Genomic DNA, 12,679 nt, shown 5'->3' with positions numbered 1-12,679 from the left:
CGGTGTCAACCGGGTGCCTCAGTGCCCCGACGGCTTTCCGATCCGGCTCGGCGAATGCCCGTGCACGCCTTCGGCGTACGCGGTCTCGGCGTGCAGCGCGAAGTCCACGCCGCCGATCTCGTCCTCGCGGCTGACCCGGAAGCCGATGGCCTTGTCGAGCAGCTTGCCCAGCAGGAACGTCACCCCGAAGGCGAAGGCCGCCACCGCGACCACACCCACCGCCTGCTTGCCCAGCTGTCCGAGCCCGCCGCCGTAGAACAGGCCCTCCGGACCGCCGGTCATGACCGCCGCGGCCAGGAAGCCGATCAGCAGGGTCCCCACGATGCCGCCCACGAAGTGCACGCCCACCACGTCGAGCGAATCGTCGTAGTTGCCCTTGAACTTCCAGCTCACCGCGAACGAACACACCACGCCCGCGACCAGACCCACGATCACCGCGCCGATGGTGTTCACCTCACCGCAGGACGGCGTGATGGCGACCAGACCCGCCACCGCGCCCGAGGCCGCGCCGAAGGTGGTCGGCTTGCCGTCGCGGCGCGCCTCCACCACCAGCCAGCCCAGCATGCCCAGGCAGCCCGCCACCAGCGTGTTCAGGAACACCGCCGCGGCAATCCCATTGGCCTGCAGGGCCGAACCGGCATTGAAGCCGAACCAGCCGAACCACAGCAGACCCGCGCCCAACAGCACGAACGGCAGATTGTGCGGCCGCATGGCATCGACCTTGAAGCCCACGCGGGGTCCCAGCACGATGGCCATGGCCAGCGCCGAAGCGCCCGAGGCGATCTCGACCACCAGACCGCCCGCGTAGTCCAGCGCGCCCAGCTTGTTCAGCCAGCCGTCCGGCGTCCACACCCAGTGCGCGATCGGGGCGTACACGATGAGCGCCCACACCGGCACGAAGATCATCCACGCCGAGAACTTCGCGCGGTCGGCGATCGCGCCGCTGATCAGCGCCACGGTCAGAATCGCGAAGGTCAGCTGGAAGGTGACGAACAACAGCTCCGGCACCGCCGCACCGGTTTTCGCGTCCACCACGTGCAGGGTGTCCGGATTGATCCCGGCGAGCCCGAAATGCCCGAGGTCACCGATGATTCCGCCCGCCGCGTCATCCCCGAAGGCCAGGCTGTAGCCGCCCAGCAGCCACACCACCGCCACCAGCGGAATCGAGATGAAGCTCATCATCAGCATGTTGAGCACACCGCTGGACCGCACCATGCCGCCGTAGAAGATGGCCAGGCCGGGGGTCATCAACAGCACCAACGCCGTGGCGGCCAACAGCCAGGCCGTCGCCGCCGGGTCGAGGTGGGGTGTCATGCGGTAACTCCTTCCACGCGGATCGCGTTTCGTGGAAGTTACCGAATCCTCACGTTAAGGCGCTGTTACAAATATGCGAGTTTGGAAACCGGCCCGTAACAGCTCTAGCTGCGGGAACTCTTGACCTTCTTGGCCAGGGCGCGCAATCCGCGCGGGCCGGGCACCGGATTGCCGTCCTCGAGCGCCATCCACTCCGCGGTCACCAGCCACTGCTGCTGGGCGCGGGCGTCGGCTGTGTCGTTGAACACCCGGCGACCCCGGTCATCGCGCAATTCGTAGGCCAGCACCGACCAGCGCGGCGGGCGGCCCAGTTCGGCGACCTGATCGCGCAGATAGGCCGCGACCAGCGTGCCGATGGTGTTCACCGGCCGCAGCGAGACCCGGTTTCCATACCGTGCGGCATGGAAACGCCTTCCGGCACACAGGGATCGGGGCGTGGCGTTGTAGGCGATCCAGCCCGCGCGCTGCGCGCGCTCGATCAACCACAGATGCTTGATGGCGGTCGGCGGAATCTCGCCCACCCGATCGCGGATCAGGGCGATCACGGGCTCGGTCAGCAGAATGTCGCGACGGGTCGGGCCGGTGCCGTGCGCGGTCCAGTACTCGTCGGTGAGTTTGGCCAGCACGCGCCCGAAGTCGTCGATGCTGCGCTGCGCCCGGCGGCCCAGCCGCTCGATGCGCTCGGCCTCGGCGCGCATGTCGTTCTGGACGATGAGGGTCTTGATCGCGGCCATGGTCGGAACCTGGCCGCGCTGGAGTAATTCCAGGATCGCGCCCGCGGTGGCCGGGTCGGCGGCGGCGGACACCGGTAGCGAGTCACGTTTGATGTCGTAATCGTGCGGGCTGATGGCTCGACTGAGCAGACCGGCGGCGGCGGGGTCACCCGCGAATTCGGTGCTGGAGAGCCAGGCGGCGGCGATGACGTCGTGCGACGGCACTTGGGCATGTCCTCCGGGAGATTTGGTTGTGCCCCGGTCGGGATGAGGGACCGGCCGGGGCAACCAACCTGATGAAGGTTTGGCTACCGAAGTTGCCGATGTCCACGGTAGCCAAACGATTGCGATCTTGCCGCATCGATTGACTGGATCGTTATGTCCGCTCTGTGGAGTTGAAACAGAACGTAAGTCTGTATCTGGTGACGTAGCAGATGAGGCGGGTTCGGCAATCCGGGCCTAAAGACACGCTGAGAATTTGCTGCGAAGATCAGCAGGGTTTGGAGTTCGGTCCGGTCGGTATCTACTGAGCCCTCGGAATGCATGTGATTTGCATCACAGTCCGGGCGGTCCGGCAGCGAATCGTTCCGTGTCGGTAGCGGCCGGTAACCTTCCCCCGTGGCTCTGTACCGGAAGTACCGACCGGCAACGTTCGCTGAAGTGGTGGGTCAGGAGCACGTCACCGATCCCCTGAGTACCGCGCTCGACACCGGGCGGATCAGTCATGCCTACCTGTTCTCGGGACCGCGCGGATGTGGCAAGACCTCCTCCGCGCGCATTCTCGCGCGCTCGCTGAACTGTGCGCAGGGCCCGACCTCCACGCCGTGCGGCGTGTGCTCGTCGTGTGTGGCGCTGGGCCCGGGCGGTTCCGGCAACCTCGACGTCATCGAACTCGACGCCGCCAGCCACGGCGGTGTGGACGACACCCGCGAACTGCGCGACCGCGCCTTCTACGCCCCGGCCGAATCCCGTTATCGCGTCTTCATCGTCGACGAGGCGCACATGGTCACCACCGCGGGCTTCAACGCGCTGCTCAAGATCGTGGAGGAGCCGCCCGCCCACCTCATCTTCGTCTTCGCCACCACCGAGCCGGACAAGGTGCTGCCCACCATCCGCTCGCGCACCCACCACTACCCGTTCCGCCTGCTGCCGCCCGCCACCATGCGCGGGCTGCTCGGCAAGATCTGCGATCAAGAGGGCGTGCAGGTCGAGGAGTCGGTGTATCCCTTGGTGATTCGCGCGGGCGGCGGTTCGCCCCGCGACAGCCTCAGCGTGCTCGACCAGCTGCTCGCGGGCGCGGGCCCCGAGGGCGTCACCTACCCCCGCGCGGTCTCGCTGCTCGGCGTCACCGACGTCGCCCTGATCGACGATGCCGTCGAGGCCCTGGCCACCGCCGACGGCGCGGCCCTGTTCGGCACCATCGACCGCGTGGTGGAGGCGGGCCACGACCCCCGCCGCTTCGCCACCGACCTGCTCGAACGCCTCCGCGACCTGATCCTGCTGCGCGCCGTCCCCGACGCCACCGACCGCAACCTGGTCACCGGCCCCGGCGACGTCCTCGACCGCATGCGCGCCCAGGCCGACCGCCTCGGCCCGGCCACCCTGGCCCGCCACGCCGAACTCCTCCACGAGGGCCTCGGCGACATGCGCGGAGCCACCAACCCCCGCCTCCTGCTCGAGGTCATCGCCGCCCGCATGCTCCTCCCGGCCGCCTCCGACGCCGAAACGGCGACCTTGCAGCGCCTGGAGCAGTTGGAACGCCGAATCGCCACGGGTGCGATCCCCGCTGCGCCACAACAGCTCTCGTCCGCCGCGCAACAGGCCCAGGCCGCCCCGCAGCAGGCGACCCCGGCCTCCTCCGCGGCTGCCGCCGCGCCTCCGGGCCGTCGCGGTGCGGCAGCCCTGGCCGCCATGCGCGCCGAAAAGTCCAGCGCGCCAGCGACTTCCGCCGCCGAGGTGGAAGCCGCGCCGGTGACTTCGGCTCCCCCGGTCGACCCGGCCGGTGATCCGGCCCCGCAAGTCCCGACCGGTGGCACCGCGATTCGGCCGCCGGAACTGAGCCCGGTAGGCAGTGCCGCGCCTTCGGTCTCGCCCGCGTCGCCGACGGAAAACCCTGTGCCGGAGTCGATCCCGGCCGCTCCCGAGCCCGAGCCCGCCCCGGTGGCGGCGGCCCCGGAAGTGGCGGTCACCGAAGCCGTTGCGCCGGTTGCCGATCCGGTCGCGGTGCCCGGGCCGGAGGCCGCTGCGGAACCCGAGGTCACCGCGCTGCCGGTGGTCGCGCCCGAGCCGGAACCGGCCGCTACCGATGTCGCGGCCGGTGGGGACGCGGTGCTCGAGGAGATCGAGGCGGCGTGGGCGGATATTCGGGCCAAGGTGCGGGAGTTCGGGGCGGCGGTGCACGCGCTGTTGTCCGGGGCCAGTGTGGCTCGGGTCGAAGGGGAGACGATCGTCTTCGCGCATCAGCACGAGCCGTTGGCGCAGCGGTTGTCGCAGCCGAAGTACGTGGAGGCGGTGCAGTCGGCGGTCAAGGCCGTGTTGGGCCGCGAGCACGGGGTGAAGTGGGAGGTCGGCGGGGCCGGGTCCGGTGGTGGCGCCGCGAAGGCGGGTGCGAGCCGCGGGCCCGCCGCCCCGAGCGCACCCGCCGCGCCGAAGAAGGCCGCGCCCACGTTCTCGCGGCCGAGTCAGGCCAAGGCGGCCGCGGCCGCGCCGGTGGCCGAGCCCGCGGCGAGTGGGTGGGGGAGCTCACCCGCGCCCGCGACTCCGGCCGCGCCGACGCCCGCGCCGTCGGGTTCGGCGGGTGGGGAATCGGATGCGGCGGGCCCCGCCCGGTTCGCGCCGCCCGAGGACGATATTCCACTACCTGACGGGCCGGACCTTCCCGATGATCCGGGGCCGGGGGACTACTCGCCGGTAGGTTATGACGGCGTCCCACCTGCTACTACGCCGGAGGAAGAGCGGGAGATGCTCGAGGAGTCGGCCAAGCCGGTGCCTCCGGAGGAGCGTCGCGACCCGGATGAGGTGGCGCTAGCGCTGCTGCGGTCGGAGTTGGGGGCCACACCTCTCGAGGGTTGACAGTTCGCCTGCGGGGCAGATTAAGTTAACCGGAGTTCGCATAGTTCGGTACTATGATCGGGTGGCCGTGAGTATCGGTTTCGCGAGGTTCTAAGGTATGCCCAGGCGTGAGGGCCTACTGGAGCGTCAACAAACCTGCTCGTGACGTGGTTTGTACAGCGTCAGGCGGTCGGTCGTTAAGGCCGGTCGGCGAGGTTACCCGCGGCCGCTCCGCACAACGCGGTGACGGCGCACCCAAGAGAGGAAAACTCCGATATGACCACAGAGGCCTACATTTACGAGGCCATCCGCACCCCGCGCGGCAAGAACCGCGGGGGCGCTCTGCACTCGGTCAAGCCGATCGACCTGACCACCGGTCTGGTCCAGGAGCTGCGGAACCGGTTCCCCAACCTGGACGAGGATCGCATCTCGGACATCATCCTGGGTGTCGTCTCGCCGGTCGGTGACCAGGGCGCCGACATCGCCCGCACCACCGTGCTGACCGCGGGCCTGCCCGACACCGTCGGCGGCTTCCAGATCAACCGCTTCTGCGCCTCCGGCCTCGAGGCCGTCAACCTGGCCGCGCAGAAGGTCCGCTCCGGCTTCGACGACCTGGTCATCGCCGGTGGCGTGGAGTCCATGTCCCGCGTGCCGATGGGCTCCGACGGCGGCGCCATGTTCATGGACCCGAAGACCAGCTACGACAGCTACATTGTCCCGCAGGGCATTTCGGCCGACCTCATCGCCACCATCGAGGGCTTCACCCGTGACGACGTGGACGCCTACGCCGTGCGCTCGCAGGAGCTGTCCGCCAAGGCGTGGGACAACGGCTACTTCTCCCGCTCGGTCGTCCCGGTCAAGGACATCAACGGCCTGACCGTGCTGGACAACGACGAGCACATGCGTCGCGGCACCACCGCCGCCGACCTGGGCAAGCTGAAGTCGGCCTTCGAGGGCATCGGCGAGATGGGCGGCTTCGACGCCGTGGCCATGCAGCGCTACCACTACGTCGAGCGCATCAACCACGTCCACACCGGCGGTAACTCCTCGGGCATCGTCGACGGCGCCGCCATGGTGCTGGTCGGCTCCGAAGAGGCCGGCGCCGCTTCGGGTCTGACCCCGCGCGCCCGCATCGTCGCCACCGCGACCTCCGGCGCCGACGCCACCATCATGCTCACCGGTCCGACCCCGGCCGCCGAGAAGGCGCTGGCCAAGGCCGGTCTGAAGCGTGAGGACATCGACCTCTACGAGATCAACGAGGCCTTCGCCTCCGTCGTGCTGAAGTTCCAGAAGGATCTGCAGATCCCGGACGAGAAGCTCAACGTCAACGGCGGCGCCATCGCCATGGGTCACCCGCTGGGCGCCACCGGCGCCATGATCACCGGCACCATGGTCGACGAGCTGCACCGTCGCAACGCGCGCTACGCGCTGATCACCCTCTGCATCGGCGGCGGCATGGGTGTCGCCACCATCATCGAGCGCGTCTGACGCCCACCGACTTTTCTCAAGGGAGACACGAAAGACTATGACCGAGAACATGATCGGCTGGGAAAAGGACGCCGACGGCATCGTCGTGCTGACCATGGACGACCCGAACCAGGGCGCCAACACCATGAACCAGCTCTACAAGGACTCCATGCGGGCCACCGTGGACCGCCTGGTCGCCGAGAAGGACGACATCACCGGTGTCGTCATCACCTCCGCCAAGAAGACCTTCTTCGCCGGTGGTGACCTCAAGAACATGATGCAGACCACCCCGGCGGACGCCGCGGCCATCATGGAAGAGCTCACCTTCATCAAGAGCGACCTGCGTCGTCTCGAGCAGCTGGGCAAGCCCGTCGTCTCCGCCATCAACGGCGCGGCCCTCGGTGGCGGCCTGGAGATCACCCTGGCCACCCACTACCGCATCGCCGCCGACGTGAAGGGCCTGAAGATCGGCCTGCCCGAGGTGAAGCTGGGTCTGCTGCCCGCCGGCGGCGGCGTCACCCGCATCACCCGCATGCTCGGCATCGCCAACGGCCTGATGGGTGTCCTGTTGCAGGGCAACGAGTTCAACGCCCAGAAGGCCAAGGCCACCGGCCTGGTCAACGAGGTCGTCGGTTCCGTCGAGGAGCTGGTCCCGGCCGCCAAGGCGTGGATCCTGGCCAACAAGGACAACGCCGACGCCGCGGTGCAGCCGTGGGACAAGAAGGGCTTCAAGATCCCGGGCGGCACCCCGTCCACCCCGGCGCTGGCCGCCAACCTCCCGGCCTTTCCGGCCAACCTGCGCAAGCAGCTCAAGGGCCAGAACATGCCTGCCCCGCAGGCCATCATGGCCGCCGCGGTCGAGGGCGCGCAGGTCGATTTCGACAATGCCTCGCTGATCGAGTCGCGCTACTTCGTGTCCCTGCTGACCGGCCCGGTCGCCAAGAACATGATCCAGGCGTTCTTCTTCGACCTGCAGGCGATCAACAACGGCGGCTCGCGTCCGAAGGACGTGCCGAAGCGTGAGATCAAGAAGGTCGGCGTGATCGGCGCGGGCATGATGGGCGCGGGCATCGCCTACGTCACCGCCAAGGCCGGCATCGACGTCGTCCTCAAGGACGTCACCATCGAGGCCGCCAACAAGGGCAAGGACTACTCGGTCAAGCTCGAGGAGAAGGCGCTCTCGCGTGGCAAGACCACCGAGGAGAAGTCGAAGACCCTGCTGGACCGCATCAAGCCGACCGCCGACGCGGCCGACTTCGCGGGCGTGGACTTCGTCATCGAGGCCGTGTTCGAGAACCCGGAGCTCAAGGCCAAGGTCTTCCAGGAGATCGAGGACATCGTGGACGCCGACGCGCTGCTCGGCTCCAACACCTCGACCCTGCCGATCACCCTGCTCGCCAATGGTGTGAAGCGGTCCGAGGACTTCATCGGCATCCACTTCTTCTCCCCGGTCGACAAGATGCCGCTGGTCGAGATCATCAAGGGCGAGAAGACCTCCGACGAGGCGCTGGCCCGGGTGTACGACTACACCCTCGCCATCCGCAAGACCCCGATCGTGGTGAACGACTCGCGCGGCTTCTACACCTCGCGCGTGATCGGCAAGTTCATCAACGAGGCCATCATGATGCTCGGTGAGGGCGTCGACCCGCAGACCATCGAGCAGGCCGGTCTGCAGGCGGGCTACCCGGCGGCGCCGCTGAAGCTGTCGGACGAGCTGAACTTCACCACCATGCAGAAGATCTACAAGGAGACCGCCGAGGCCATCGTGGCCGCGGGCGGCGAGATCGACGCGGCCTCCGCGGCGACCGCGCAGATCCTCGACAAGCTGGTGGGCGAGTTCGACCGTAAGGGCAAGGCCGGCGGCGCGGGCTTCTACGACTACGACAACGGCAAGGCCACCAGCCTGTGGCCGGAGCTGCGGTCGCTGTTCAAGACCTCGACCGAGCTGCCCGAGGGCGTCACCTTCCAGGATCTCGAGGACCGCATGCTGTTCGCGGAGGCCATCGAGACCCAGAAGTGCTTCGACGAGAACGTGCTGACCTCGACCGCCGACGCCAATATCGGCTCGATCTTCGGCATCGGCTTCCCGGCCTGGACCGGTGGCACCCACCAGTTCATCGTGGGCTACCCGGGCGGCCAGGAGGCCTTCGTGGCCCGCGCCGACGAGCTGGCCGCCAAGTTCGGCAGCCGCTTCGAGGTTCCGGCCTCGCTGCGCAAGTAAGCCGACGGCGGTCGCACCGCTGACGCTGTAGAAACCGAGACCCGGGTCGCGAAATACGCGGCCCGGGTCTCGGCGATTAATGAGGTATGAAGGGGACGGGCCGGTGTACCGGCACGGGGGCCGATTCGCGGACAGGGTGCCCGGGTCCGCGCTACGTTGGACTATGCGCGGGTAGAACACCGGAAACAGCCCGTACGTTCGGTACGCGCTCGTTCCAGTTCGACGGTGGCAGTTGTTCGAGGTGGTCCTTATGAACCCATTGGCGCGCCCAGAGGGCTCGCGGAGTGAAAAGACCCCTCCCGAAAACTCCACGCAGGCATACCTTCCCATGAGCATCACCGACGAGCTCGAGGCCATGGGCCTGTTCGACGCGGAGGAGATCGGGCGGGGCGGATTCGGGGTGGTGTACCGCTGTGCGCAGCGGTCCCTGGATCGGGTGGTGGCGGTGAAGGTGCTGTCCACCGAGATAGACGACGACGGTCGAGAGCGGTTCCTGCGCGAGGAACATGCCATGGGCCGGTTGTCCGGACATCCCAACATCGTCGACATCCTGCAGGTGGACGTGACGCCCAGCGGCCGCCCCTACATCGTGATGCCCTATGCCACAAGGGGATCGCTGGAGCAGGTGGTGCGCGACAGTGGCCCGCTGACCTGGGCCGACTCCCTGCGGGTCGGGGTGAAGCTGGCCGGGGCCATCGAGACCGCGCACCGCGCGCAGGTGCTGCACCGGGACGTGAAGCCCGCGAACGTGCTGCTGAGCCGCTACGGCGAGCCGCAGCTCACCGATTTCGGAATCGCCCGTATCCCAGGGGGTTTCCGCACCTCCACGAGCATGATCACCGGCTCGCCCGCGTTCACCGCCCCCGAGGTGCTCAAGGGCGACGAGCCCACCGTGCGCTCGGACGTCTACGGTCTGGGTTCTACCCTGTTCGCGTTGCTGACCGGTCACGCCGCCTTCGAACGGCAGGCGGGGGAGAAGGTCATCGCGCAGTTCCTGCGCATCACCAGCCAGCCGGTACCGGACCTACGCGAGTTGCAGATTCCGGCGGGGGTGGCCACGGCCATCGAGGCGGCCATGGCGCCGGACCCGCGGGATCGGCCGGGCAGCGCGGTGGAATTCGGTGAGTTGCTGCGCACCGTGCAGGACGAGCAGGGGCAGGTGCCCGACGAGATGGCGCTGCTCGCCGGTGACGAGACGACCGGGGAGGGCGCGGATTCCGAAGCGACACAGGCCTATACGCGGGGGCGCACGCACACGGTGGTGACCGCGCCGCGCAGTCCGTCGCTGACGCTGCGTCCCTCGGGCTCCCCGAGCATTCGCTTCCCGGCCACCGGAAATACCGTGCCGCCCACGGCCGCAACGAAATTCCTGCCGCCGACCCCGGCCCGCGAACCGATTCCGCGGCCCCGGCTGCTGGAACCGCTGCGCGCGGGCGGGCGGCGACGTCTGGCGATGATCCACGGCCCGGCGGGCTTCGGCAAGAGCACGGTGGCCCTGCAGTGGTGCGGTGAGCTCACCGATCGCGGGGTGACGGTGGCCTGGATCGGCATCGACAGCGACGCCGACAACAACGAGGTCTGGTTGCTGTCGCATATCATCGCCGCGATTCGCAAGGTGCGCCCGGAGATCGGCGCGGGGCTCGAGCAGCTGTTGGAGGAGCGGCCCGCCGAGGCGGTGCCGTACGCGGTGTCGGCGCTCATCGACGAGCTCGCGGCCAGCGACGCCCTGGTGGTCGTGGTGGTCGACGACTGGCATCGCATCACCGATTCCGGGGCGCAGCGGGCCATGGAGTCGCTGCTCGACAATTGTTCGCACCACCTGCGTTTCGTGATCACCAGCCGGGAGCGGGCCGGGCTGCCGCTGAGTCGGCTGCAGGTGGCCGACGAACTGGTGGAGATCGGGGCCCAGGAGCTGCGGCTGACCGCGGACGAGACCCGCCAGATCCTGGTCGAGCGCATGGGGCTGGCATTGAGCGACCGCCAGGTCGAGCAGATCCACGCCGCCACCGACGGCTGGCCCGCGGCGATCCAGCTCGCGGGTCTGTCGCTGCGCCCCGGACACGGGCGAGAAGGCTCGGCGGACCATGACGTGGACCGGCTCATTGCCGGACTCTCCGGTGACAACAAGGCGATTCGCGAATACCTCGCGGAGAACGTGTTCGACACCATCGAGCCGCGCCTGCTCGAATTCCTCAGCGCCATCGCGGTTCCCGAGCGGGTGAACGCGTCCCTGGCCGAGGCGCTCACCGGCGCGTCCGACGCCGCCGAGCTGCTGGAGCAGGCCGAGCAGCGAGAATTGTTCCTGCACCGGCTCGCCGGGGATTCCAGCTGGTACCGCATGCAGCCGATGGTGGCCGAGCATCTGCGCGCCCGCCTCGACCGCGCCCAGCCCGGCCAGCTGAAGAAGTTGCACGGCAAGGCTTCCCGCTGGTTCGCCGAGCACAATCTGATCCGCCAGTCGGTGGATCACGCGCTGGCCGCCACCGACCTGAAGTACGCGCTGGATCTGGTCGAGAAGGGCGGCATGGACCTGATCGACAGCTCGCGGCTGGCCACGCTGTTCGGGACGGTGTCGAAACTGCCCGTGCAGCAGGTGGCTTCGCGATCCAAGCTGTTGATGGCGCTGGCGCGGGCGAATGTGAACCTGCAGCAGTCGGGCGCGGCCCGCACCGCGCTGGGGCGGCTGTCGAACATGCTGGCCCGCAGCTCGACCGATGACACCGAGGCGGTGCATCAGCGCTGCCAGGCCGCGGTGCTGGCCGCGGCCGACCAGGTGGCCCGCGATCGCACCGACGGGGTGCTGGACAAGATCGCCGAAAGCCTGAAGCTGGCCGACGAACTCCCGCCGTGGACGGTGTCCACGGCCGCGAATCTGGCCTCGTACGTGCGCCTGTGCGAGTTCGACTTCGAGGGCGCGCGGCGCACGCAGGAGTGGGCCGCCGCCTACCACGCCCGATCCGCGGATCCGCTGGGCGAGGTGTTCGGACTGTGCGGCCAGGGCGCGGCCGCCTACGAGGAACTCGATATCGACGTCGCCACACAGTGTTTCGAGCAGGCCTGGCAGACCGCGCGGGACCGGGCGGGTTCGCGCTCGAATCCGGCGCGGGTGGCGGCCGCGCTGCTGGGCGAGCTGGCCTACCGGCGCGGGGATCTGGACATGGCCGAGCGACTGCTGGACCAGAGCCACGAATTGACCGCCCGGGTCGGGCCGGTCGACTTCCTGGTGACCATCTTCGTGAGCGGGGCCCGGGTGAAGGCGGTGCGCGGCGACCTGGAGACCGCCACGGCCCGCCTCGACGAGGGCGCGCGAATCGCGGCCGAGCGCAAGCTCACCCGGCTGGCCGCCCAGGTGCGCGCCGAGCGCATGCGGCTGGGTCTGCCCGCCGATCCGCTCACCGCCGGGCTGGTCACCGATCCCCTGGTGCGCTCGCTGCGCCACGCCACGGGCGCGGCCGCGCTGGCCGCCGAGGCCGAGGAGATCGCGACCATTCGCGCGCTGCTGGCCCGGCACTATCGCGGGGAGGACCGCGGCAGCGACGATCTCGCGCCATTGGGCACCGATGACACCGCGGTCAAACGCGCCCGCGCCCTGCACGCGCGGATTCGCGATCAGCACCGCCCGCGCGCGGAATTGGATGCCGCGCTGCTGCTGGCCGAATGCCTGTCCGCCTCGGGTTGGCTCGGTGAATCCATCGCGGTATTGAGCCCGGTAGTGATACGGTGCGCCGAATTGGGTTGGTCGCGACCGCTGTTGGACGCGGGGCCCGGTGTCCTCAATATCCTGCGCACCCTGCGGCACGAGATGCCGTTGGGCACCGGTCCGGACGGGCCGGAGGTGCCGCGACGGTTCCTCGATTCGCTGCTGTAGGAGGCTTCCCCGCCGTAGGAGACCGAGTGGTGTCCAGCCTTCATT

6 protein-coding genes are annotated in these 12,679 nt (G+C 68.9%); 4 read left to right on the top strand and 2 right to left on the bottom strand.

Going from position 1 to position 12,679, the window contains the following annotated elements:
• Window positions 1-18: 18 nt before the first annotated feature.
• Complete coding sequence (locus VMT65_RS21665) at window positions 19-1,314, bottom strand: ammonium transporter (protein ID WP_326310125.1); 1,296 nt, start codon at window positions 1,312-1,314, stop codon at window positions 19-21.
• 104 nt (window positions 1,315-1,418) lie between these two features.
• The gene (locus tag VMT65_RS21660; protein WP_326310124.1) at window positions 1,419-2,252 is read right to left on the bottom strand and encodes a hypothetical protein; all 834 of its coding nucleotides are present in this window, start codon (window positions 2,250-2,252) and stop codon (window positions 1,419-1,421) included.
• A 393-nt stretch (window positions 2,253-2,645) separates the two neighbouring features.
• On the opposite strand from VMT65_RS21660, the gene VMT65_RS21655 reads away from it, so the two are divergent.
• The 4 genes from VMT65_RS21655 to VMT65_RS21640 all read left to right on the top strand — a co-directional run bounded on the left by VMT65_RS21655 (window position 2,646) and on the right by VMT65_RS21640 (window position 12,634).
• On the top strand, window positions 2,646-5,099 hold the full coding sequence (locus VMT65_RS21655) for a DNA polymerase III subunit gamma and tau (RefSeq protein ID WP_326310123.1): 2,454 nt from the start codon (window positions 2,646-2,648) through the stop codon (window positions 5,097-5,099).
• A gap of 255 nt (window positions 5,100-5,354) precedes the next feature.
• Window positions 5,355-6,566, top strand: coding sequence for an acetyl-CoA C-acetyltransferase (locus tag VMT65_RS21650; RefSeq protein ID WP_326310122.1), 1,212 nt, complete (start codon window positions 5,355-5,357; stop codon window positions 6,564-6,566).
• 37 nt (window positions 6,567-6,603) lie between these two features.
• Window positions 6,604-8,766, top strand: a complete 2,163-nt coding sequence (locus VMT65_RS21645; protein WP_326310121.1) for a 3-hydroxyacyl-CoA dehydrogenase NAD-binding domain-containing protein — start codon at window positions 6,604-6,606, stop codon at window positions 8,764-8,766.
• 328 nt (window positions 8,767-9,094) lie between these two features.
• Window positions 9,095-12,634 (top strand): protein kinase domain-containing protein, encoded by a 3,540-nt coding sequence (locus VMT65_RS21640; protein WP_326310120.1) that lies wholly within the window; start codon window positions 9,095-9,097, stop codon window positions 12,632-12,634.
• The last annotated feature ends 45 nt before the right edge of the window (window positions 12,635-12,679 follow it).

Origin of the sequence: Nocardia sp. CDC153 (genome assembly GCF_035818515.1) — a bacterium.
GTDB lineage: Bacteria > Actinomycetota > Actinomycetes > Mycobacteriales > Mycobacteriaceae > Nocardia.
Note: the sequence above shows the minus strand (reverse complement) of the source record. Positions and strands in the feature narration are given on the sequence as shown.

Bases quoted from the DNA above. Each gene is read 5' to 3' on its own strand.
- VMT65_RS21665 (WP_326310125.1), bottom strand. From the start codon at position 1,314: ATGACACCCCACCTCGACCCGGCGGCGACGGCCTGGCTGTTGGCCGCC.
- VMT65_RS21650 (WP_326310122.1), top strand. From the start codon at position 5,355: ATGACCACAGAGGCCTACATTTACGAGGCCATCCGCACCCCGCGCGGC.
- VMT65_RS21640 (WP_326310120.1), top strand. From the start codon at position 9,095: ATGAGCATCACCGACGAGCTCGAGGCCATGGGCCTGTTCGACGCGGAG.
- VMT65_RS21645 (WP_326310121.1), top strand. From the start codon at position 6,604: ATGACCGAGAACATGATCGGCTGGGAAAAGGACGCCGACGGCATCGTC.